This is a genomic window from Paenibacillus macerans (assembly GCF_050565405.1).
GTDB lineage: Bacteria > Bacillota > Bacilli > Paenibacillales > Paenibacillaceae > Fontibacillus > Fontibacillus macerans_B.
On record NZ_JBNYYG010000016.1, the window covers coordinates 1 to 22765 of the forward strand.

The window sequence follows — 22765 nt, forward strand, 5'->3', positions numbered from 1 at the left end:
AACGTCACGTTGGCCTTGCCGAACGGAGCGAGCGACCAGTTGCCGTCCGCGGCCGGATTGATCGTGCCGTTCGAACGGATGTAATTCCACGGCGGGCGCTCCGGCAGCAGCTTCGCGATCGCGCCAGCGCCATGCTCCAGCAGCTCCGCCAGCATCCGCGGCTGCGCCTGCATCCGCCGCAGCAGCGCCTGCTTATCCCGCTCGCGCTCGGCCGCCGGCCCAAAAGGGATCAGCACCTCATGCATCGGCGCCATAACAACCCGCAGCCCATCCGCCTCCGGGCGAATTTCCGCCTTGCCGCCCTCCGGCAGGATCGTCTTCGTCCGGCTCATCGGACTCCCTCCTCGCTGTAGCTGCCCTCTTGCAGCACGATCAGGCTGCGCAGCTCCTCGTCGCTCATTTCCGTCAACCATTGCTCGCCGGAGCCGACCACTTGCTCGGACAGCGATTTTTTCCGCTCGATTAACTCGTCGATCCGCTCCTCGAGCGTTCCTTGGCAAATCAGCTTGTGCACCTCGACGTTCTTTCGCTGCCCGATCCGGAATACCCGGTCGGTCGCCTGGTTCTCCACCGCCGGGTTCCACCACCGGTCATAATGGACGACATGGTTGGCGCGCGTCAGATTCAAGCCGACTCCCCCCGCCTTCAGCGACAGCACGAAGATCGGCGATCCTTCGCCTTGTTGAAAGGCCTGAACCATCCCATCCCGCTCGGCCTTCGGCACTCCGCCATGCAGAAAAAACGGCTTCTCCCCGTACTTTTCCGCCAAACGCGCCTGCAGCAGCTCGCCCATCCGGACGTATTGGGTAAAGATCAGCACCGCTTCCCCGCTATCCATAATCATGTCGAGCAATTCGTAAAGCCTTTCCATTTTGCCCGACCGGCCGACCGCCCCCGGCTCATCCGTACGATGGCCGCCGCCGGCCAATTCGGGATGGTCGCAAATTTGCTTCAGCCGGGTCAGCGAGGACAACACCATGCCTTTCCGGGCGATCCCGGCCTGCTCGCCGATTCGGCCCATGAGCTCCTCCGTGACCGACCGGTACAACCTGGCCTGCTCCACGGTTAACGTACAGTAGGATTTCAGCTCGATTTTTTCCGGCAAATCCTTGCGGATGTCCGGGTCGCTCTTCAACCGCCGCAGCAGGAAGGGCGCGACCAGCCGCCGCAGCTTTTGCAGCTCGGCGTTTTGCTGCTCGCCGCCCGCCCCGGTGTACCGCGCACGAAAAGAAGCATGGCTCCCCAAGTACCCGGGGTTCAAGAACTGAAAAATCGACCATAATTCGCTGAGCCGATTCTCCACCGGGGTTCCCGTCATGGCGATCCGATGCGGCGCGCTAAGCTTCATGACGCTTTGCGCCTGCTTGGTGCCGAAATTCTTGATGTATTGCGCCTCGTCCAGCACTACCGTCCTCCACTCCACCGCCCGCAATTCCTTGGCATCGCGCCCGGCCAGCTGATAAGTCGTCAGGATGACGTCGCAATCGCGGTATTCCTGCATGAACCGATCGCCGCGATAACGGTCGCTTCCATGATGGACGTACAGGCACAGCTCCGGCGCAAAGCGGGCAAACTCGCGCTGCCAATTGCCCAGGAGGGAGGTTGGGCAGATGATCAGGTTTTTGCCGGGGGCCTGGATCAGGTTATCCAGCAGCACGGTGATCACTTGCACCGTTTTGCCCAAACCCATATCGTCGGCCAGCAAGGCGCCAAAGCCCAGCTCGCGCATCGTCGCCAGCCACTGGTACCCTCGCTCCTGATAAGGGCGCAGTGTCCCGTTTAACCCGCCAGGCACCGGCCTTGGCTGCGGATGCCGAACCGCTCCGCCGGAGGTTAGCATGGACAGCATGCCCGACGTCTCGACGCCGGCGATGTCCACGCCTTCCCATTGCACGTCCCCTTCCCCCGAGGCCAGGTGCATGAATTCGCGGAAGGACAAGGCCCCGTCTTCATGGCGCTTGATGAATTTAAGCACCTGGCGGATTTCCTTCACATCGATTTCGATCCACTCGCCGCGGAAAAAGACGAACGGGAACTTCGCCGAAGCCAGCTCGGCCAGCTCCTCCCGGGTCACCTCGCGGCCGCCTAGAAGCGCCTCCGCCTCAAAGGCCACCAACTGGTCCACGCCCAGCTTCGGCGCCTCCGCCGCGGCCCCGCCCGGCGATCCCGCCCAGCCCCGGGTCTTGATCCGGATGCCGGAGGAGCGCCGGCCCTCTTTGGTCCAGCGGGACGGCATCTGTACCGTGACCCCGTTTTTGCGCAGCGCCGGCACCGATTTGCTCAAGAAAGCGTAAACCTCGTCAGGCTCCAGCAGCAGCTCTTCCGGGCGCGGGCCTTCCATAACGGCCGCTACCTCCCGGGACAACTCCGCGGCTTTATTCAGCCGCAGGAGCAAATTCTCTTGCACGTTCCGGTATACCAACCCGCGAATTTCCAGCTCCGGGTGCGGGTAGCTCCAAATCAGCCGTGCGGGCAGCAGCACCCCGGCATCTTCGGCCGCTTCGCCCCAGATGGTTAACCGCCAAGCGGGAACGGTCCCCGGATCCGGACCCGCCGCCGAATCCCCCCAAACCTCGCGGGCCGGTTCGATCCGCAAGCATAGACGCAGGTTGCCCGTTCCGGGACCGTCGGCTTCCGCTTCATCGGCATGCGGACGGCCTCCCCCGGCGTTGGCGATATCCTGGGTCAATTGCGCCAGCTCCGCCACGCTGCCTTGAATGTCCAAAGGTGGTCCGCCGGTCAGCAGCCCGTTCCACCACAGCTCGGACAGCGGGGAAGAGCCCCGGTGATAGTCCGCCCGGCTGGGGTTCAACTTCCGTCCCAGATCCCGGACCGCCCCTCTCGTCTCCTGATCGATCATGGCGGAGAGGAAAGAATGCAGCACCGTCATCTGCCGGTTCTCCAGCGTCCCTTCCTCCTCGGACGCGGCGGCCGCGGCTTGCACGGCGGCCAGGCAGACGGGCGGCATCGAAGAGGCCAGCCGCCGGAACCGCTCCTCGTCCCGCGCTTCCGCCAGCAGCGGGCCCCAAGCGGCCTGAAGCTGCCCTTGCGCCCCGCGTCGCCGTCCTGCGGCGGCTACCGCGCGTACGGACGGCGCGATCCGCCCGCGAAGCATCAGTTCCAGGGCAAACCGCGCGGCCTTGCTCCAGTAGGCCATTTCCGGACCCGGCTTGATGCCCCGTTCCTCCCAGCCGGCCTCATCCCAATGCAGCAGCAGGTTCCACGCCTCCGCCACCGGGAGCGCAAGCCCTTCCAGCGTCCGGCCGATCAGGCTCTTCCTCTCTCCCGTCTTGAACGATCTCCGCACGGAAGAGACCGGAAACCGCACCTCCGCCAAGCGCAGCACGGCATGCTGAAAAGGGCGGATTCCCGGTTCAAGCTCGATGCGCCTGAGCACCGCGGTCCAGGCGTCCACTTTTGACTCAGATATTTCACCGGAGAAGCAAAACAGCACATCCCCCAGCCATATTCCATAAAGGCGTTGATTCATGGTGATCTCCCGTCGGTATCCTATTCCATCCAAATTCATTACTAACATCTTATACGAAAACCGCGTTATATAAAACCGAAACCAAGGCGACTCCCAACCTACGTCCCGGCAAATCCCTTATCTTTTAGACAAAAGTTGGGAATATTCATACCATAAGCTTAACCATGAACAGATTTCCTTGCAAAATATGAACTTGCGCGCATCAAAGCCGCAATGGCCGAAAGGAGGTAAGTCTTATGATACGCAGCCGGACGGCCCAATGGTGCAATCTCGCCTCGTATTCGGCGGTCATTGTCTTCCATCTGGCTGTCGCTTTTTTTCCCCTGGGCGGCTTGAGCACCGGACAGCTATCGGACAAATACCACACGCTGATCACGCCGGCCGATTACACCTTCACGGTTTGGACCGTCATCTACGGTTTATTGGCCGGCTGGGTCTTGTACCCGTTGCTGCGGAACAAGCGAGACCCGTACTCCATACCGTCGATGCCCCTATGGTTTCTGCTTTCCTGCCTGCTGAATATCGCCTGGCTGGCGTCGTGGCAGCTCCAGCGGCTCCCGCTTTCCCTCGCGGCGATGCTGCTGCTGCTCGCCGTCCTGGCGGCGATGTACCGTCGCACCCGGAGAACGCTGCGGCCTGCAGCTGCCGACATCTGGCTGGTGCGCCTTCCGTTCACGCTTTATTTCGGCTGGATCGGCGTAGCCGCCCTGGTGAACATCCAGGCGGTGCTGGTCCATGCTCTCCGCATCGGCTACGCGTCCGCCGGTTACGGCAGCCTCTTGCTGCCGATTCTCCTGTTGTCGATCGGCCTCGCCGCCGCGTGCCTGATCGGCTTTCGCGCGCGCGACGGATTGCTTCCCCTCGTCTATGCCTGGGGTTATGCGGCCATCATGCTCGAGCAGCAGGCACAGCGTGCCGTCGCCGTTGCCTCCGGCGCCTTGGCGCTCGGGCTGGTCGTTTACGCCCTCCGGATCGCCTTCCTGCGGGCGCATGAGCGGGACTGACTTCGGCCTTCCGTCCATGAAGCCGGAGTCGGCCCGGCAAGATCGGGTCGTGTCGGAAGGGCAGACTGCGCTTTGCTTACTCCCTTTGCTTACTCGCTTCGCTCCCCCCGTCGGCCTCTAACGAACCGTAGAACCGTTATTCCGTCGACTGGCCTCCCGCACGGCAACTAGCGAATCTCAGCAACCTTATTTGACGTGACGGAGACGATATTTAGCTTGTTTTTGCCCAATAAGGCTATAGAGATTCGTTAACGTTGAAAAGGCGGCCGATTGGCCCAAATTGCGTTACCAGGATTCGTTAGCCATAGCCGCCAGCAGTCACTGCAGAGGAAAACGACAACTATTTACTGGCAGTCATGCAGGAGCAGAGAGTCCATTCGTTGGCTAACTCCCGTGCAATACCAAAAGCCGCCGGAAGAGATTCCCCTCTTCCGGCGGCTCCATGCCGGGTTGATGCAGCCCACCCGGCGTTATGTTATTTCACGGCGATTACCTCGATCTCGACGAGCCCATCCTTCGGCAAGCGCGCGACTTCGACGGCGCTGCGGGCTGGATACGGCTCGGCGAAAAACGAGCCGTACACTTCGTTCACCTTCGCGAAATCGTTCATGTTTTTCAGGAACACGGTCGTCTTGATGACCTTGTCCAGACCGCTTCCGGCCGCGGCCAATACCGCCTGGACATTGCGCAGCGCTTGGGTTGCCTGGGCCTCTACGCCTTCGGCGAGTTCCCCGGTTTCCGGCACGAGGCCAAGCTGCCCGGAGGTGAAGATCAAATCCCCCAGTTGAATGCCTTGCGAATAAGGGCCGATCGCCCCCGGTGCCGCCGTCGTGGAGATCACTTGTTTTGCCATATCTCTTCATCCATCCTTTTCCCGATTGGTTAGGTAACTCCGCTTCTATTGTATCTATAACCGGTCATGACGAGCAACCTTGGCCGCCTCTTCAGCGCCCGCCTTGTCCGGTTTCAAGGGCAAATAGAAGGAAAACGCGCTGCCCAGTCCCTCCTTGCTCTTCATGCGGATGAACCCGCCCAGCAACCGGGCCAGGTTGCTGCTGATCGACAGCCCCAATCCGGTCCCGCCGTACCTGCGGCTGATCGATCCGTCCGCCTGCCGGAACGCTTCGAACACCGCCGATTGCTTCTCCTTCGGCACGCCGATCCCCGTATCGGAAACGGTAAATACGATCCAGTCGCCGTGAGGAACCTCGTCCGGCAGGGCGCGGCGGATGCCCAGCTCCACGCGCCCTTGATGGGTAAACTTGAACGCGTTTGACAGAAGATTGCGCAGGATCTGGGCAATCCGCCGGGGATCGGAAATCATCGTGGCCGGCAGCCCCGCCTCGCGCTCGATGGCAAATTCGATGTTTTTCTGTGCGGCGACACGCTCGAAGTGCACCTGCATCCAAACGGCCACTTCGGCCAATACGACTTCCTCATCCGTGATCTCCAGCCGGCCGGCCTCCACTTTGGACAAATCGAGAATATCGTTGATCAGTTGAAGCAAATCATGGCCGGACCGGTGGATAATCCGCCCATACTCCGGCAGATCGTCCCCGGCCTCCTCGCTTTCGGCGATGATTTCCGCCAAATTAATGATGCTGTTCAGCGGAGTCCGCAGCTCATGGGACATGTTGGCCAGAAATTCCGACTTGTAGCTCGAGGCCAGGGCCAGCTGTTTCGCCCGGTCCTCGAGGCCGATTTTGGCTTTATGGAGCTCATCCGTTTGTTTGCGCAACAGCTCGTTGGCGTACTTGAGCTCAAGGTTTTGACGGTGCCCCAGCTGAAAATCGCGGAGAATCAAGGCAAACCCCAAACTGAGCAAAACGCCTAGCGGAAACGTGACCGGCATGATGTCGAGCAAGTAATGCTTGGTCGGGATTACCCCGAAGACGGCAATGTTCAGGCAATTGATTATATTCACGGTCAGGATCGTAATGAGCCCTTTGACGGCAAAACGGTAGTCCGTCCGCTTCATCCAAATGTTCAGCCCGGCGCAAACGAATCCCAGCACCGATAAATTCAGCAGCCCGACCAACGCCGCCTCGCTGATGCCGAACGTCAACCGGGCCAGTCCGATGCCGAAACCGATAAGAATCAAAGTCAGCGGCTGCGAATACACGAAAGTCGCCACGATCAGCGGTACGAACCGCAGGTCGAACAAAACGTCTTCTTTCAGTTGAAAGCCGAACTTCATGCAAATCCAGCCCGACAGGATCATCAATACGACGGACAAAACATTAATGGTGCGCGACGACGTTTTATTCAATCCGTATTTATAAAGGATATTAGCCAAATAGGCCACGGAGATTAACATGCCGAGATTTAACAGGAAGGTGTTGCCAAGCCCCATATGCTCACTCCTCCGCTGATATGTCTTCTCTTGCAGAGCATCAGCCGGATTTCCCGGCGTTCGTTTTGCGATGGTAGGCCTCGACGAACAGCTCGGCGAAATAAGGATCCCATTGGCTGCCCCGGCCCTGCTCCAAAATGGCGATGGCCACGCTTTCGGCCAGGCCTTTGCGGTAAGGACGATCCGAGGTCATGGCGTCAAAGGCGTCGGCCACGGCGATGATCCGCCCGAAGAGCGGAATGTCGTCCCCGGCCAAACCGTCCGGGTAGCCGCCGCCGTCATAACGTTCGTGATGCGACCGTACCCCCGGCAAAAAAGGCGCCATGGCGTCCGACGGTTCTACCTGCTTTAAAATCGCCTCGCCGAGAACGGGGTGCTCCTTTACCTGCTCCCACTCTTCTTCCGTCAAGCGGCCTTCCTTCAACAGCACCGCGTCGCGGATGCCGATTTTACCGATGTCGTGCAGCAGCGCGGATTTGCGCAGCTCATCGATGCTCTCCTCCGGCAGCTTGGCCAGCTCGCCGATTTTGACGGCGTATTCCGCTACCCGCAGCGAATGGCCGGCCGTATAAGGATCGCGGGCATCCAGCGCCGCCGCCAGCGTGGCGAAATAACTGTCCGCCAGTTGACTGTTCCGCGCCGCCTGCGTCTGCAAGCCGCGCAGCATATGATTAAAACCCGAGACGAGCCGGGAAAATTCGTCGGAGAACAAATCGCTGGCCCCCGTTCGCATGCGCCCGGCTTTGACCTCGGCCATCCGTTCGTATAAATGCTGGATCGGCAGCATGATCTCGCGCGCGAGCAAGCGGGAGCCGATAAAAGCAAAACCGATGCCTACGGCCAATATATAGCCGGCCCACTGCCAATAAGCATAGGCCCCATTCCCCAGATCTTTGAGCCGGAACTGGACGGACAAGCTGTACAACAGCAATGGCGACGTGCCCATCAGAAAAAAGCTCCATCTTAGCTTTCGCGATACGGGCACGATAACCCTGCCTCCCAGCGACAATTCCTTGCCGAACATTTTGCGGCTCCAGGAGCTCAGTTCCTCCAGCACGGGCCGGATCGAATAGGAGGTTAAATAAAATTCTATTAGCGCGTGCATGCCGCTGACGAGAATCCCGCCCAGCGTGGCGAGCAGCACGAAATAAGCGGGAATCGACAAACGGCCGGCGGAGATCAGCCCCAGCGACAACCCCGCTCCGGGTATGACGAGCCCGAACAAATGCGGCCCGAGGATCCGTTTGACGGTCAAGGACGGCAAGCGATGCGTGCGTATGTATACGTTCTGCAGCGTTTGGTAGCTGCCCACCTCCTCCAGGAACACGCAGCGAATCGGTTTGATTTGCCGCGAAAACACAAACCACTCCAAACCCAGCATGCAGCAGAGCGACACGCCCAGGACGCCCAGCAGCCAGAGATATTCGGCAGCGGGAATATTCAGGGGTGCAGCGGCGATCAAGCTGGCAATTGCGATAACCGCCAGCAAGGATCCGGCGGCATAATTCAGCAACAGCCGCGAAATAAATGTTTTATACACCGTCAAGGAGGCTGCCTTCCTTCCGTTTCGCGAATTGTCGGGTAACGCCCGCTTCTATCATTATCGGCAAATGCCGTGACTCTTTTCATACGCCGTCTGGAACTTTTTGTTTAAAAAAGCCTCTTTTTTGTATACTCAGCCGGAACAATGTGCAAAAACCGGGAGTTGTTGACTATGAGTTCAGGCATCTTGACGGATTCCATTATTGTCGTGTTCTCCTCATTAATAATGGAATGAGCATTGCCGGCAAAGAGCTGCGGGAGCTGCATTTGCCGGAAGACATTCCCGTGACCGCGAGCATTCGCGGCGAGCAGATCGCAACCCCCTGCGGACAACGCCGTGATCGAGGTAGGGGGAGCAAATCAAACGCATTTTCCACAGCAACGCGCCGACCCTATCTTAAAAAATAAATATTTCAAAAATTAGTCAATCGCTTTCAGCCCCTCAATCCCTTGCAGGGTGCCGCTTTAGCCGTTTTTCGGGGTTGTTTTATATCACACCATAAGTGATTTTTTTCACATTAACACATATTTTTATATGCTAAAATTCCAACGAACAAAGGTTTTGGGACTCCCGACCCCCTATAAAATAAGCCCTTTTTACGTTTTTTCCCACCTCTTTTCCGTTATTAAAATGTCTTCACATTTTAATATATATAATTCATTCACTGGAGGTTTCTATCATGAAAAAAGCTTCAATTATTCTTAGCAGCGCCCTTCTGCTAGGTTTGCTGGCCGGCTGCGGATCGAACAACGACGCAAAGACGGCGGAACCGGCAAACAATGCACCTGCCGCTACTGAAAGCAATGCGGGCAATAGCGCCAACGCTACTGCGGAGCAAGGCAAGTACCAAGACGGCGTTTATTTTGCTAAAGGAGAAGTTGATGCGGAATCCGGCTGGCAATCCTACGTAACCTTGACGGTTTCCGGCGGGAAAATCACCGAAGCGAAATGGAACGGGCTTAGCGAAAAGGCTCCTGTCGATAAAGTGACGTACTCCAAAGAAGGAAAATACGGTATGAAGGCAGGCGGAGCTTCTTCCGAATGGCACGAACAAGCCGAAAAAGCGGAAGCCTTCCTGATCGAGAAGCAAGACCCTAAAGCCGCAACCTTGGACGCGGAAGGAAAAACCGATGCGATTTCCGGCGTTTCCATCCATGTGGGCGAATTCTTTACCTTGGCGGATCAAGCGCTGACTGCCGGCCCGGTTGAACCGGGCACTTACAAAGACGGCACGTACCATGCCGAAGGCGCGGAATTCGATCCGAATTCCGGCTGGAAAGATACGGTTGACGTCGTTGTCGCTGCCGGCAACATCATCAAGGTCAACCTCAGCGGCGTGAACGATAAAGGCGAAGACAAAAAGCAGTATTCGATCGACGGCAAATACGGCATGAAAGCCGGCGGCGCATCGGCCGAATGGCATGAAGAAGCGGCCAAAGCCGAAGCTTATCTCGTGGAAAAACAAGATCCGGCTTCCGTAACGTTTAACGAAGAAGGCAAAACCGACGCCATCGCCGGCGCATCGATTACTTTGCAGCCTCTCTTCGAACTGGTTGCCAAGGCACTTGAACAAGCGAAATAATCGCATAATACCCCCCACCCTAAAATGAGAAGGTGAATCTCTTGAAGAAAATAGTAGTTTTGGGCGGCGGTTATGGCGGTGTTGTGACTTCCAAGCATCTGGCCAAACTGTTCAAAAAAGACAAAGACGTGGAGATCCAACTGATCGACCGTAATCCTTACCACACGCTGTTAACGGAATTGCACGAAGTCGCAGCGAACCGGGCGCCGGAAGATTCGGTCAAAATCGAGCTGAAGAAGATTTTTGCGGGACAAAAGGTTGACGTTGTCCTGGACTCCATCGAAACCATCGATTTTAACGCCAAAACGCTTCGTTCCGAGCAACATACGTATAAATACGATTACCTCGTCATCGGCACCGGATGTAAACCGACTTTCTTCGGGATCCCGGGCGCTGAAGAGCATGCGCTCACCCTATGGTCCTATGAAGATGCCGTACGCCTCAAAGAGCAAGTGCGCCGCATGTTCAGCGAAGCGGCCAAAGTGAGCAACCCGGCCAAACGCCGCAAAATGCTCTCCTTCGTGGTGGTCGGCGCCGGCTTCACCGGCGTGGAATTGGTCGGCGAGCTGGCCGAGTTCCGCGACGAGCTGTGCAAAGAGTTCTTCATCGATCCGAGCGAGGTTCGTCTGGTCGTAGCCGATATGGCTCCGAAAATCCTGCCGATCCTGCCGGACAAATTGATCGAAAAAGCCGCGAAACGCCTGCATAAGATGAACGTAGAAATTATTACGAGCGCCAAGATCACCGGCGTTACGCCAACCAGCGTGCAGCTCGGCGAAGGCAAGGAACTCGAAGCCGACACGATCGTCTGGACGGCCGGGGTCGAAGGCTCCGAGCTCGTAGGCAAACTCGACGTGAAACAGGAAGGCCGCAAACGGATCGTCACCAACGACAAGTTGCAAAGCATCGATCACGAGAACGTGTACATCGTCGGCGACAACATCTTCTTCATTCCCGAAGGCGAAACGCGTCCTGTACCGCAAATGGTCGAAAATGCCGAGCAAGCCGGTCCGCTCATCGCGCACAATATTCATGCGGACGTGCACGGCAAACCGAAGAAGTCCTACAAACCGGGCTTCCACGGTACGATGGTATGTATCGGCAGCCGCTACGGCGTAGCGAATGTCGGACTGCCGAATAAAATGTTCATGCTGAGCGGCTTCATGGCGATGCTCAGCAAGCACATGATCAACATGTATTACCTGTTCACCGTGGCCGGTTTTGCCAAAGTATGGACTTATATGATGCATGAATTCTTCCACGTGAACAATCGCCGCAGCTTCGTTGGCGGACACTTCGCGAAACGCTCGCCGAATTTCTGGCTCCTGCCGCTGCGGATTTTCGTAGGCTACAAATGGCTGGAGGAAGGCCTCGACAAGCTGCCGAAGATTTTCAAGGATCCTTCGAACATCTTCCTGATCCCGGCTTCCCCGAATGCCGACGTCGTATCGGCGGCAAGTGAAGCGGCAGGCGAAGTAACGAAAACCGTCGATGCTCAAGCTGCCGCATCGGCCGTGGAAAGCGCTGCGACCTCGGTTACCGCGCTCCCCGTGCCCGGATTCATCAAAAGCATCGTCGGCTGGTTCATGGATGTGTTCTTCTATACGTCGGACGGCGGTTACACCGCACTGGCTACCGTGTTCCAATTCTTCATGGTGTTCGCGGAGATCGCTCTTGGCGTCATGATCATCGTCGGTCTCTTCACCGCCATCGCTTCGGCGGCCACGGTCGCGCTCGGCGTCATGATCTGGTCCTCCAGCATGGCTTCGACGGAAATGCTCTGGTACATGACCGCCGGCGTCGCTCTGATCGGCGGCTCGGGCAGCGCGTTCGGCTTGGATTACTACGTGCTTCCTTGGCTCAAGAGACAATGGAAACGAATCCCGCTTGTGCGAAGATGGTATCTATACACCGAATAGAGCAATATTCCTTCTATGAAACCTTGAACCGGAGTAATGTGCGCCCTAGCGCACATTACTCTGCTTTTTCTCAACTGCCGAAACCGGTCGGTGTCAGGGTCCCTGCAAGCCTACCTGCTTTTAAGTGCGAGTTCAAAAAGTCAGGTTTTAGCACCGAAGCCTATGCTTCCGAAATGCGTTTTTCTCAAAACGCTTTAGGTTGGATGAAGCTAGGATTCAAGATTCGATGCCGAATACGCTCCCTGTTCTTGCTTCGAGATTAAAAGATGACTTTTTGAACTACCTCTTTAAGGAGTGTGTGTCCTTATGAATCAACAGCTCATCCAAGACGCTTATCGCTTATTGCAGGGCGAATTATCGCCCGAGGCCGGCATCGTTTTGGATTTACGGCAGGAAGAAGTTGCCCCGCTGGCAAATTTGCTGGAGCAATATGACATGACAGCGGCCCGTCAGTGCCGTCTGCTTACCATTTACGTCGCAATCAAGCTCGCCCTTCACCGGCATAGCGAATGCGAGTTTACCGCCTCCGGCGATGAACTTACCCGCAAAGTGCTGGACGGCGATTACCTATACAGTTTTTATTTAGAGCTCTGCCTGAAATGGGAGGAATACGACCTGTTGTCTCATTTGGCTCCCATCCTGAAACAGATCCAAATCAAACGGGTGGAAGGCCGTCCCGAGGACGAACGCCTGCTCAAAGCTTGGGAGCTATTCCTGCAGCTCGAGAACAACCGCAGCACCGCCAGCCGGGCCATTTAATACCGGAAGACCCCGGAAATGACGAAATAGGCAAATCGGCCGGTCTTGGCACGGTAAGCCTGCAAACGCGCCGGTACGACCCGTTGCCATAGTCCCGTTGCATGATCATTTTAAAGGGAGGGGCATCATCATGAAGCTCGATGAAACTTTAAACATCTCCTTGAAAGCGGTCGACCGGGAGATTGAGAACTTGGTCAAATCCGACCGCGACGTCTCCCGCTCCTCCCAGCTTGCCAAAAGCATCGTCGAATTGGTCCGCTCCGGCGGCAAGCGGGTCCGCCCTTTGATGGTCATCGTCGGCAGCCGATTCGGCCCCGCTCCCGATCAGCGGAAGATTTGGCGGTTGGCCGCTGCCGCGGAGTTCATCCATGCGGCTTCCCTGATCCATGACGACATCATCGACGATTCACCGATGCGGCGCGGCCAGAAGGCGATGCACATCAGGCTGGGCGTCACCGAGGCGCTGCATGTCGGCAACTATATGTCAGCCCGGGTGATCGAGCTGATCTCCGTCTACTCGGCGGACCGGGAAAGATTCGTGTACAACCTCTCCTCCCTGGCGACGACGAAGCTGTGCCTTGGCGAATATCAGCAGCTGTCCCACCTGTTCGATTACGGCGTTACCGTAGAACAATATTTGGAGAAATCGAGGAATAAAACCGCGCAGCTGATGGCCACCTGCCTGCAGATCGGCGCACAAGCCGCCGGCGCCGATACGGCGACGGCCGACCAGCTGTACGCCTTCGGGGAGAAGCTCGGCATGTCGTTCCAGATCCGGGACGACGTGCTCGACTTCACCCAATCGGCGGAGAAGCTCGGCAAGCCGGCCGGCAGCGACCTGCGGAGCGGTCAAGTCACGCTCCCCGTGCTGTTCGCCCTGCGGAACGAAGCGCTGGCCCCGGCCATCCGGGCAATCTCGGCGGATAGCCCCGCGGCGGAAGTAGACGCCGTCGTGGCGGCGATTCAGGCGAGCGACGCGCTGGAGCAAACCGAGGAGTTGAGCCGCCGGTACTTAAGCGAAGCGCAGGACATTGTCGACCGGCTGAGACGCTATCCGGCCCATCGGGATCTTCAAGCGTTGCTGGACTATTTCGGCGGTCGTGACAAGTAGAATAACAAAACGCGAGTACGAGGGTTGTCCCTTGCGGCTCGCGTTTTTTTTGCGCCTCCTTCCCTATGTTTGTCAGGCCGATGAAGAAGCGGTAGGCCGGAGCTAAACGAACTTCCATATTTTTCCGATAGCTTATGGTAGAAAGATATCCCGATGCCGGCACATCGATATCCGCTTGTAGCCCGCCCGCATAAAGAAACCCCGCCCTTCGCAAGGGCGGGGTTTTCGGCATGGTTGAACCGCTCTGTCTCACAGCAGGAAAAAGTCGCAAAGCGCGCTGAACAGAATCACCATGCTGATGACTTGATTCAGATTGTAGGAGGCGACGTTCATCCGCTTCCGGTTCGACGGTTTGATGATTTTGTGCTCCGTCATCAGCAGCAAAATGGAGACGGCGATTCCCGCCATGTAAATCCAGCCGAGGTGCCGGATCGGGATCAGGGCGATCAAGAGCAGCACCATGATGAAATGCAGTCCCGCCGCGATTCTCAGGCCGTTCTTAAGGCCAAAGGCGCTGGGAATCGACCAGAGCCCGTGGCTGCGGTCGAATTCGATGTCCTGGGACCCGTAAATGATATCGAAGCCGGCGATCCACAACATCACGATCGTACCGAGAATAAACGGCGTAAAGGCAAACTGCCCGGTGACGGCGAACCAGGCGCCGATCGGCGCCGAGGCGATCGTGAAGCCCAGGTACAGGTGGCTGAGGTACGTGAACCGTTTCGTGTAAGAATAGGACGAAATCAGGAAAATCGCTACCGGCGACAGGATCAGGCAAAGCGGATTCAACATGGCCGAAGCCAAAATGAAAATCGCATAGTTCACGACGACGAAGAGCAGCACCTCCTTCGACTCCAGTAGCTTTTGCGGCAGATGGCGGTGCGCGGTGCGCGGGTTTTGCGCGTCAAAGACGCGGTCGACGACGCGGTTGAAGGCGTTGGCCCCGTTCCGGGCGCCGATCAGGGCGATCAGCCCCCACAGCATCACGCGCCAGGACGGAAACCCTTCCGCCGCCCAAATCATCGAGATGACGGCGAAGGGCAGGGAAAACAACGTATGCGAAAACATCACCAATTCGCTGTACAACCGGACTTTGGTACCGATTTTTCTGGCCACTTCCATGAGTTGGTCACACTCCTTATTCCTAAAACTCGGGATGGTGCGGGGCTATTGCAGCCTCCGGTTTCCTCTCGTTGCCACCGCGATCAACAAATAGAGGTAAAAAAGGACTCTATTCTCCCGGATAACCGGCGGTCTGGCCAAAATAGCGGTGTTTTTTACTCGGAATTGTCGGCGGACTATCCCGGCAAATGCAGCAATCAAGGCCATTTTATGCGCTATTTTCCCGGATAATGGACGGATCGGCGAAATAAGGGCATTTTTTACCGCTATTTTGGCGGGGCGCATCGGCCGGGCCGGGCGAATGGCATAGCCGCACCTATGGCTATGGTTATGGCACTATTGCCGCGCTACGCCAGTTCCGCCAGCACCGCTTCCAGCGCGTCCAGCATGCCGCGCACGTCGTCCTCGGCGATGACCAGCGGCGGCTGGAAGGCAAGAACGTTGCGGTTTACGCCGTTCTTGCCGATGATGTAGCCGCGGTCCAGCATCGCTTCCAGCACGTCGTCGGTAAGCGCGGCGCCGCGCTCGGGATCCTCGGCGCACAGCTCCGCGCCGAGCATCAGCCCCGCGCCGCGCACGCCTTCGACTAGCCGCGGAAACCGCGCGGCGAGGCGCTCGAGGCCGCCGCGCAGCAGCTCGCCGAGGCGCTCGGCCCGCTCGGGCAGGCGGTGCTCCTCGATGTAGTCCAGGACCGCGAGCGCGGTCACGGACGAGACGGGATTGCCGCCGAACGTGGAGGCGGATGGCCGGTTGAAGCTGGCCGCAATCTCGTCGGTGGTGGCGAAGCCCGCCACCGGGATGCCGCTGCCCAGCGCTTTGGCCATCGTGACGATGTCCGGCGCGACGCCGTAACGGTCCATCGCGAACATCCGGCCCGTGCGGCCGAACCCGGTCTGAATTTCATCGGCGATGAGCAGCACGCCGTGCCGCTCCAACAGCCGCTTCACTTCAGCGAAATACCAGTCCGGCGGCGCCACAATGCCGCCGTTCCCCTGGATCGGCTCGGCGATCATCGCGGCGATCTCGCCGCCCTTGGCCACCAGCGCCGCCTCGAGCGCCGCGATGGAGCGGCGGCCCGCCTCATCGGCGCTCATCCCCCGTTCATACGGCCGGGGAATAAACGTCACGTCCGCATCCTGCTCAAGCTGCGGATCGGTCCGCCACATCTTAAGGCCGGTCACGCTCATCGTCAGGTAAGTCCGGCCGTGCAAGCCCTGCTCCAGCGCGAGGAAGCCCCGCCGGCCCGTATGCAGGCGGGCCAGCAGCAGAGCGCCTTCATTCGCCTCCGAGCCGCTGTTGACGAAGAACGTCCGGCTTAGCTTGCCGGGCAAGACTCCCGCGAGCCGCTCCGCCAGATCCACGTTCGGCTGCGTCAAATAAATCGTGCACGTATGCTGCAGCGTGCGCAGCTGCTCCGCCGTCCGCTCGGCGATTTCCGGGTTGCAATGGCCGCTGGCCACGACGGAAACCCCGGCGAAAAAGTCGGTATAGCGCTTGCCGTCATGGCCGTACAAATACTGCATCTCCCCTTGGACCAGCTGCGGCGGATTCCGGTAGAAATGGCTGGTGCAGGGATAAAAATACTGCTGCCGCTTGTGCAGGATATTTTCCGGTCCGATATAGCTCTGCATGTTCATTCGCTTCCTCTCCTCGATCCCATCGATCTGCGGTTTGCCCGCGACAAGCTTAGGGTGCTTAACGCCCCGTTTCCCGCGCCAACACCCCTGGATACCGTCCTACCGTTCGTTGTACGCCGTTTATGCTTTGCCTGCTGCCACTTCCGCTTGAGCCGCCGCCGGCGCCTCTACGGCCGTTCCCGACGCGTTTACGCCGGCTTCGGATGCGTCTGCGTTTGCTTCCGCGCCGGCCCCTGCGGCCCCGCTGGCTTTGCCGCCGTCAAACTGCAGCGCACCCAGCGTGTAACCGGCGTATACCGGCGTCATCGAAGCAAATTGTTCCGCTGCCGCACGCGGATCGGCCAAAGCCGCTTTATAGGCTCGCACGATCGCGGCCAGCCGCTCCGGCCGATAGGTCGCCCCTTCGATGCGGAAGACGGACAAGCCTGCCTCCAGCAGTTCCTTCACGGCCGGCATCAGGCACAGCTCTTTGGCCATCATTAAATGGTTGCGGCCGTGAACGTCCCGATAGACCGGATTTTCGCCTTTATCGGTTTTCAGCACGAGAATGCTGTTATCGACGTAGTGGTTGTCTTCCTCGGCGATGGCCTGGAAAGCTTCCGCATTCTCATAAAGGTCATGCTCCATGTACATGATGGCCGGCGAGCCGTGAACGATGACCTCCAGCGGTCCGGGCGCGTGGGCCAGCAACGCCGCCAGGTCTTTCAGCGGCAGCTCCATGGACGCCGCCAGGCGAGTCACGCCCAACCCGCGGTAGAAATCGGCCGACAGCCGGTTGTACACGTTCAGGTTGAAATCGCCGACCAGAGGGTACCCCTTGCCGGCAAACTTGCGGATCGCGCCAAGGTTGGTGACCATCACGCCGTCGATCGGCAGCCGTTCGCCGGACAACAAACCGTCGTACAATTCGAAGTGCAGCTCGGTCATCATCCGCGGCAACCCCAGATACAGCTTGGCGTTTCCTTTGATCTCCGCAAGCCCCCGGATGTCGTCCTTCGTAAACGGCCGGTCGGGTTCAAACACGTCGCCAGACAGGTAGACGTGGTCGGCGCCCGCTTCCAACGCGGCTTTGGCCTGCGCCACGTTATTGACGTGCACCGAAACCCCTGCCGGAGTTCCAGCTGCGTCCATATCTGCTGAAGCCGCGGCTTTCTCGCTGCCTACGGCCGCCAGCGTCTCGCGAACCGCGTCCATCCGTTTCTCGCTTAACTCCCGCTCCTCCGTCGGCGTGCTGAACACTTTGCCGGTGCTGTAAAACTTGCCGGTGCCTTCGTAACGGCGATTGATGTTGGACAACCCCGGCCGCCCGAACGCATACCCGGTCGAAAAATCGCGTTTGCGGTTGTCGTACAGCAGCTTCGTATCCTTGCTGCGCTCGAAGCCGACCGGATCATCGATATAGCGGTCGATCGCGTCGCCGTACGCCTGAACGAGCATCAGCACGAACTCGGCGTCGCGCATGCGCCCCTCGATTTTGAAGGAGGTAATGCCGCCGTGGATCAGCTCCGGAATATGCTCATACATGAACATGTCTTTGACCGCCAGCGGAAATTCCGCCGGGTAGACGTTGCCGTCCTTTTTCACGCGGTAATCCCAGCGGCACGGCTTCAGGCATTTTCCCCGGTTGCTGCTCATCCCGAACACCATCGAGCTGAAATAGCAATTCGCCCCGTGCACCGAGCACATGTCACCGTGAATGAAATACTCCAGCTCCATCCCGGTAGCCTGCTGCAGATGGCGGGTCGTCATCAAGTCCATTTCGCGCGACGTCACGACGCGGGTAACCCCCATCTCCTGCAGTGCGCGGACCATCTCCACGTTGTGCACGTTCATCATGACCGAGGAATGCACCTTGATGCCCAGTCCCATTTCCTGGATCAGCGACAACACGGCAAAGTCTTGCACGATAATCGCATCCGGACCCGCCGCATCCAGAAAACGCAAATACGCCCGCGCCTCATCCAACTCGCCTTCATTCAGCAGGTTGTTGACGGTGACGTATACTTTTTTGCCGAGGCCGTGGGCGATTCGCACCGCTTCCGTAATTTCCTCCAGGCTAAAATTGAACCCTTTGCGCATCAGGCGCATATTCAGGCTGGGCCCTCCGAAATAAACCGCGTCGCAGTTCGCTTCGATCACTTTCTTGAATATCTCGAATGTTCCCGTCGGTGCCAGCAGCTCGACTTCTTTCCCATTAAAATAACGTGCCACAGTCGTTTCCCCCTCGCTTGAATGAATGATCCTGACTGAACCGAACCTTCAAATCTCTCGACTCGTAAAATCCGTTCAACCTATCCCAATGAACCTATGTCTTTATAAGTGCCATGCTCGTATGAAACGCATCTACCAGCGGAAAATCCTGCATTTTGCACAACAATCCCGCCTATATCCAGGCGGTTTCGGCCAAATTGTTGCATAACGTACAATATTTCAGCCCCATCCGGCCATTTAGGCCAAAAAATGTTGCACGAAATACAACATTCCTTCACCCTTTCCTTCGAATACGTCCAAAATGTTGTACAAAATACAACATGCCGGCGCGGACGGGACAAACGACGCAAAGAAGTCATGCGGCGCAGCGTTCATAACAAACGGTATACCGCGACGCCCGCAGCTAGTACGATGTAAGACAACACGAACCACGTATCCCGGCTCTTCCAGACGAGCAAATGATATTCCGAACGCGGCGCGCCGATCGTGTACCCCCGGGACTCCATGGACATGACGAGCTCCTCCGCCCGGCGGAACGCGCTGACCGTGACCGGTACGAGCAGCGAGACCAGCATTCGGCCCTTCTCCTTCCAGGGCAACTCCTTCAGATCCGCGCCCCGGGCCGCCTGCGCCTTGAGGATTTTTTGCGTTTCGTCCAGAATCGTCGGGATGAAACGCAGCGAAATGCTCATCATCAGCGTCAGCCGCTCCGACGAAATGCCGATCCGCTTCAGCGGCTTCAGCACCCCGCTCATGCCTTGGTTGAGCAAGCCCGGCGTCGTCGTAAAGGTCAGGATCGCCGTAAAGGATACGAGCAGCCCCATCCGGAAGGCGGCGATCAGCCCGCTGCTTAACCCACCGGAATATAGCGTCCAGGAACCGAGGCGCCACACCGCGTCCCCATCCTTCACGGTCAAGCACTGAACGGCGAAAATAAACGCCATGAGCGCCCATAACGGTTTGGCCGCCTTCAGGTAATACTTCAGCGGGATTCGCGTCGACAGCATATACGCCAGCGAAAACGCCGCGGCGACCGCCAAGGCGGCCCACGAGCCTACGGCGACGATGGCGACCAGGTACAGCACCATCCCGGTCAGCTTGGCCCGGGGATCGATGCCGTGCACCCAGGAGCCGGTATCGATGCTGCGCCCAAACAGCAGTTTATTCCGCATACCGACCGCCCCCCTCTCCGGCCGCGACGGAAGCGGCCCGCAACGCCGCCACCGGCTCCTGCGCCGGCACCAGCAGCAGCTTCGCCAGCCGCTCGGCCAGCGACTCCACGGTCAAGCAGGGCACTTCGCCCTCCAGGCCGTAGCGGGCCGCCGCCGCGTTCCAATAGCCGATGCAGGCCGGAATCGCAAGGCCTTCCGCTTCCAGCCGCGGCGCTTCCCGAGCCAGTTCCGCCGCCGTGCCCTGAAACGCCTTGCGCCCGTCCTTCATCACGATCCATTGGTCCGCATAAGGCAGCATTTCCTCCATCCGGTGCGTCACCACGATCACCGACTTGCCTTCCTCCCGGTGCAGCCGCGACAGCATCGCGGCCAACTCGGCCCGGCTCTGCGGATCGAGCGTGGCCGTCGGCTCGTCGAGCGCGATCACGTCCGGGTCCATCGCCAGCACCGAGGCGATCGCCACCTTGCGCATCTGTCCGCCGCTTAAGTGGAACGGGTTGCGGGCCAGGAACGAATCGTCCAGCCCGACCAGCGCGAGCGCCCGGCTGGCGCGCTCCTTCGCTTCGCTTGACGGGCAGCCGAAATTCAGCGGCCCGAAGCATAAATCCTTCTCCACCGTATCTTCAAACAACTGCTGCTCGGGAAACTGGAACACCAATCCGACCCTTCTTCGTAGCTCGCGCATCGGCGGCATTTTATCCCCGGCCTGCATCGTTACGTCAAGCACGCGCACGCTGCCGCTTGTCGGCTTCAGGATACCGTTGAAATGCTGCATCAGCGTCGACTTGCCCGATCCGGATGCTCCGGCAATACCTGCAAACACGCCGTCCGCCAGATCGAGGTTTACGTCCTCCAAGGCCCCTTGGCGCCACAAGCTGCGTTCGTCGTAAGCAAAACCGACCCGTTCGAAATGAATGGCCATTACCGATCCGCCTCCTCGTCGCCAGCGAGCCCCAGCCCTTCGGGAATCCCCAAGCCCCGCCGTTCCAGCTCCTGCTGTAGCCTGATCCCGTACGGGGCGATCAATCGGCAGGAGCTGAGCAAGGCCTCGTCGCGGAACAACTCCCCGGGCGTCAGGTCGGCGGCAAGCGTTCCTTCCCCGAGCACGACCGCCCGGTCGGAAGCCAATATTTCATCGGCATCATGGGTGATCGACACCATCGTGTACCGGCCGCTTCGCTTCATGTCCCGCAGGATGGAGAGTAGCTCTCCGCGAGCCTTCTCGTCCAGCATGGAAGAAGCCTCGTCAAAAATCACGATGCCCGGCTCCATCGCCAATATCGAAGCGACGGCCACCCGCTGTTTTTGCCCACCGGATAACTCCGCAGGGTGTTTGGACAGCAGATGGCCGATGTGAAACTTATCCGCATACTCCCGCACGCGATCTTTCATTACCTCCCGCGGCAGGCAGCGGCCCTCCAGTCCAAAGGCAATGTCCTCCTCGACAGTAGCCCCGATAAACTGGTTATCCGGATTCTGGAACACCATCCCGATGCGCGGCCGCAGGCGAGCAACCGTATCCCGGTCCAGCTTGGTTCCTTCCACGAGGATCGCGCCGTCGCTCACGGCCAGCAGGCCCCCCAGCAGCTTCGCCAATGTAGATTTGCCGCTGCCGTTCGGTCCCACCAGCGATACCCAGCTGCCCGAAGGGATATTCAGCGTCACGTCATGAAGCACCGGATGAACCGGATCATAAGCAAAGGATACATGCTGCAGTTCGAAAGCGAGTCCGGTTTCCCCCATTGTTCTCTCCCCCTTCAGGTTAGCTAAGCCTCGCGGCGGCTTAGGCCGTTTCCGTCAAAAACCCGTCGAACAGGCTCAGCTTCGATAGCGACGGGATCAAATAACGTACCGCGATGCCGACGGCGATGCCGGTCAAGACGCCCATGATCAGCAGCATCGGCAAATAATAGAAGATATTCGTCGTATTGAAATACAGCGAGGCCGCCGTGAGTTGCCCGATATTGTGGGCGATCCCGCCGACGATGCTGATCCCGATCACGCTCAGGCGCTTCCGTCCGACCAGCAGCAGGAACCACATCGCCGCAAAGCTGAACAATGCTCCCATGATACTGAACAGAAAGCTGGAGAACGTTCCGAATATAAACGCCGTCAGCAGCGTCTTCAGCAGCACCATCATGAACGCGTCCCTGGCCCGCAGGAAATACAGGCAGGTCAGCACCATGATATTGGCCAGCCCGAGCTTCGCGCCCGGGACGCTCATGTTGACCGGAATCACCGATTCCACCAGGCTGAGCACCACCGCCACCGCCGCGAAAATCGCCACGATGACCGTTCTTTTCAGCATTAGATTGGATTGTTCATTTAACGACCGCATCCACATCGTCCCCTTCCCCGGAGGCTACCACTTCGACCATCAATTTATGCGGGAGGCAAACGATCGTCCCGCCGTTGCGATCGATGAATCCGAAGGTCAGGCATAATTTATCCGGACAATCGGCGTCGATCATTTCAATGCCGTTATCATGCACTTTTAGAATGTTGTAGCCATACTCCGTCCGGATGTCCACGTTTTGCTCTTCCCCGGTCAACTGCACCGTTTTGAACAGCTTCCCGTCAACCGTGATTTTCGCCACCCGGTCCACATTGTTGTGATTCTTTTCACTTGAATCCCCGCCAAGCCATCTCGGTACCAAAAAAGCCAAGGCGACGGCGACGATTAACCCGATTAACAGGATATCTCCGCGTTTCATGGCAAACTCCCTTATTTTTTGATTATATAAATCTTAGATGAACTCATTATACATGGTGCCTTCTTCACTCAAATGTGATAAATGTCTCTTTGTATTCTGCTTTCTTTGCTTTTCACAAAATCATCACTTTAGAAGGTATATTATGGAA

18 protein-coding genes are annotated in these 22765 nt (G+C 58.3%); 5 read left to right on the forward strand and 13 right to left on the reverse strand.

Annotated elements, in window-relative coordinates; translation table 11 throughout:
- The coding region (locus ACQ4N8_RS11960; protein WP_430704689.1) for a hypothetical protein at nt 1–332 on the reverse strand (332 nt) is incomplete at its 3' end.
- Nucleotides 329–3490: a DEAD/DEAH box helicase gene (locus ACQ4N8_RS11965; protein ID WP_430704588.1), complete on the reverse strand. Its 3162-nt coding sequence runs from the start codon at nt 3488–3490 to the stop codon at nt 329–331. The genes ACQ4N8_RS11965 and ACQ4N8_RS11960, both read right to left, overlap by 4 nt.
- A 236-nt stretch (nt 3491–3726) precedes the next feature.
- Between ACQ4N8_RS11965 and ACQ4N8_RS11970 the strand changes: the two genes are divergently transcribed.
- Nucleotides 3727–4494, forward strand: coding sequence for a tryptophan-rich sensory protein (locus tag ACQ4N8_RS11970; RefSeq protein ID WP_430704589.1), 768 nt, complete (start codon nt 3727–3729; stop codon nt 4492–4494).
- A 475-nt stretch (nt 4495–4969) separates the two neighbouring features.
- Here ACQ4N8_RS11970 and ACQ4N8_RS11975 read toward each other — a convergent pair whose 3' ends face one another.
- Genes ACQ4N8_RS11975 through ACQ4N8_RS11985 form a run of 3 tightly spaced genes read right to left on the reverse strand, consistent with a single transcriptional unit; the run spans nt 4970 to nt 8393 of the window.
- The gene (locus ACQ4N8_RS11975) at nt 4970–5347 is read right to left on the reverse strand and encodes a RidA family protein (RefSeq protein ID WP_430704590.1); all 378 of its coding nucleotides are present in this window, start codon (nt 5345–5347) and stop codon (nt 4970–4972) included.
- 54 nt (nt 5348–5401) lie between these two features.
- Entirely contained in the window at nt 5402–6847 is a 1446-nt protein-coding gene (locus ACQ4N8_RS11980) for a sensor histidine kinase (protein WP_430704591.1), read from the reverse strand.
- A 40-nt stretch (nt 6848–6887) separates the two neighbouring features.
- Nucleotides 6888–8393 (reverse strand): HD-GYP domain-containing protein, encoded by a 1506-nt coding sequence (locus ACQ4N8_RS11985; RefSeq protein ID WP_430704592.1) that lies wholly within the window; start codon nt 8391–8393, stop codon nt 6888–6890.
- 676 nt (nt 8394–9069) lie between these two features.
- On the opposite strand from ACQ4N8_RS11985, the gene ACQ4N8_RS11990 reads away from it, so the two are divergent.
- From ACQ4N8_RS11990 to ACQ4N8_RS12005, 4 genes are all read left to right on the forward strand, one after another.
- Nucleotides 9070–9972, forward strand: coding sequence for an FMN-binding protein (locus ACQ4N8_RS11990; protein WP_430704593.1), 903 nt, complete (start codon nt 9070–9072; stop codon nt 9970–9972).
- A gap of 41 nt (nt 9973–10013) precedes the next feature.
- On the forward strand, nt 10014–11891 hold the full coding sequence (locus tag ACQ4N8_RS11995) for an NAD(P)/FAD-dependent oxidoreductase (RefSeq protein WP_430704594.1): 1878 nt from the start codon (nt 10014–10016) through the stop codon (nt 11889–11891).
- 306 nt (nt 11892–12197) lie between these two features.
- A complete protein-coding gene (locus ACQ4N8_RS12000; RefSeq protein ID WP_430704595.1) occupies nt 12198–12650 on the forward strand; it encodes a hypothetical protein in 453 nt (150 codons plus the stop codon).
- A gap of 130 nt (nt 12651–12780) precedes the next feature.
- Entirely contained in the window at nt 12781–13761 is a 981-nt protein-coding gene (locus tag ACQ4N8_RS12005; protein WP_430704596.1) for a polyprenyl synthetase family protein, read from the forward strand.
- 249 nt (nt 13762–14010) lie between these two features.
- On the opposite strand, the gene ACQ4N8_RS12010 is transcribed toward ACQ4N8_RS12005, so the two are convergent.
- From ACQ4N8_RS12010 to ACQ4N8_RS12045, 8 genes are all read right to left on the reverse strand, one after another.
- The gene (locus tag ACQ4N8_RS12010) at nt 14011–14883 is read right to left on the reverse strand and encodes a UbiA-like polyprenyltransferase (protein ID WP_430704597.1); all 873 of its coding nucleotides are present in this window, start codon (nt 14881–14883) and stop codon (nt 14011–14013) included.
- Nucleotides 14884–15230: 347 nt separating this feature from the next.
- On the reverse strand, nt 15231–16514 hold the full coding sequence (locus ACQ4N8_RS12015; RefSeq protein ID WP_430704684.1) for an aspartate aminotransferase family protein: 1284 nt from the start codon (nt 16512–16514) through the stop codon (nt 15231–15233).
- A 126-nt stretch (nt 16515–16640) separates the two neighbouring features.
- Nucleotides 16641–18731: a peptidase U32 family protein gene (locus tag ACQ4N8_RS12020; protein ID WP_430704598.1), complete on the reverse strand. Its 2091-nt coding sequence runs from the start codon at nt 18729–18731 to the stop codon at nt 16641–16643.
- Nucleotides 18732–19102: 371 nt separating this feature from the next.
- Nucleotides 19103–19903: an energy-coupling factor transporter transmembrane component T family protein gene (locus tag ACQ4N8_RS12025; protein WP_430704599.1), complete on the reverse strand. Its 801-nt coding sequence runs from the start codon at nt 19901–19903 to the stop codon at nt 19103–19105.
- Nucleotides 19893–20825, reverse strand: coding sequence for an energy-coupling factor transporter ATPase (locus tag ACQ4N8_RS12030; RefSeq protein WP_430704600.1), 933 nt, complete (start codon nt 20823–20825; stop codon nt 19893–19895). The genes ACQ4N8_RS12025 and ACQ4N8_RS12030 overlap by 11 nt, the downstream gene beginning before the upstream one ends.
- Nucleotides 20825–21646 (reverse strand): ATP-binding cassette domain-containing protein, encoded by an 822-nt coding sequence (locus ACQ4N8_RS12035; RefSeq protein ID WP_430704601.1) that lies wholly within the window; start codon nt 21644–21646, stop codon nt 20825–20827. The genes ACQ4N8_RS12030 and ACQ4N8_RS12035 overlap by 1 nt, the downstream gene beginning before the upstream one ends.
- Before the next feature lie 40 nt (nt 21647–21686).
- Nucleotides 21687–22241 carry a Gx transporter family protein gene (locus ACQ4N8_RS12040; protein ID WP_430704602.1) on the reverse strand — a complete coding sequence of 185 codons (555 nt, stop codon included), beginning with the start codon at nt 22239–22241 and terminating at the stop codon, nt 21687–21689.
- Nucleotides 22225–22617, reverse strand: a complete 393-nt coding sequence (locus ACQ4N8_RS12045) for a NusG domain II-containing protein (protein ID WP_430704603.1) — start codon at nt 22615–22617, stop codon at nt 22225–22227. Before ACQ4N8_RS12045 ends, ACQ4N8_RS12040 begins: the two co-directional genes overlap by 17 nt.
- Between the last annotated feature and the right edge of the window lie 148 nt (nt 22618–22765).

Bases quoted from the DNA above. Each gene is read 5' to 3' on its own strand.
- ACQ4N8_RS11965 (WP_430704588.1), bottom strand. From the start codon at position 3,490: ATGAATCAACGCCTTTATGGAATATGGCTGGGGGATGTGCTGTTTTGC.
- ACQ4N8_RS11970 (WP_430704589.1), top strand. From the start codon at position 3,727: ATGATACGCAGCCGGACGGCCCAATGGTGCAATCTCGCCTCGTATTCG.
- ACQ4N8_RS11975 (WP_430704590.1), bottom strand. From the start codon at position 5,347: ATGGCAAAACAAGTGATCTCCACGACGGCGGCACCGGGGGCGATCGGC.
- ACQ4N8_RS11980 (WP_430704591.1), bottom strand. From the start codon at position 6,847: ATGGGGCTTGGCAACACCTTCCTGTTAAATCTCGGCATGTTAATCTCC.
- ACQ4N8_RS11990 (WP_430704593.1), top strand. From the start codon at position 9,070: ATGAAAAAAGCTTCAATTATTCTTAGCAGCGCCCTTCTGCTAGGTTTG.
- ACQ4N8_RS12000 (WP_430704595.1), top strand. From the start codon at position 12,198: ATGAATCAACAGCTCATCCAAGACGCTTATCGCTTATTGCAGGGCGAA.
- ACQ4N8_RS12005 (WP_430704596.1), top strand. From the start codon at position 12,781: ATGAAGCTCGATGAAACTTTAAACATCTCCTTGAAAGCGGTCGACCGG.
- ACQ4N8_RS12010 (WP_430704597.1), bottom strand. From the start codon at position 14,883: ATGGAAGTGGCCAGAAAAATCGGTACCAAAGTCCGGTTGTACAGCGAA.
- ACQ4N8_RS12015 (WP_430704684.1), bottom strand. From the start codon at position 16,514: ATGCAGAGCTATATCGGACCGGAAAATATCCTGCACAAGCGGCAGCAG.
- ACQ4N8_RS12025 (WP_430704599.1), bottom strand. From the start codon at position 19,903: ATGCGGAATAAACTGCTGTTTGGGCGCAGCATCGATACCGGCTCCTGG.
- ACQ4N8_RS12030 (WP_430704600.1), bottom strand. From the start codon at position 20,825: ATGGCCATTCATTTCGAACGGGTCGGTTTTGCTTACGACGAACGCAGC.
- ACQ4N8_RS12035 (WP_430704601.1), bottom strand. From the start codon at position 21,646: ATGGGGGAAACCGGACTCGCTTTCGAACTGCAGCATGTATCCTTTGCT.
- ACQ4N8_RS12040 (WP_430704602.1), bottom strand. From the start codon at position 22,241: ATGCGGTCGTTAAATGAACAATCCAATCTAATGCTGAAAAGAACGGTC.
- ACQ4N8_RS12045 (WP_430704603.1), bottom strand. From the start codon at position 22,617: ATGAAACGCGGAGATATCCTGTTAATCGGGTTAATCGTCGCCGTCGCC.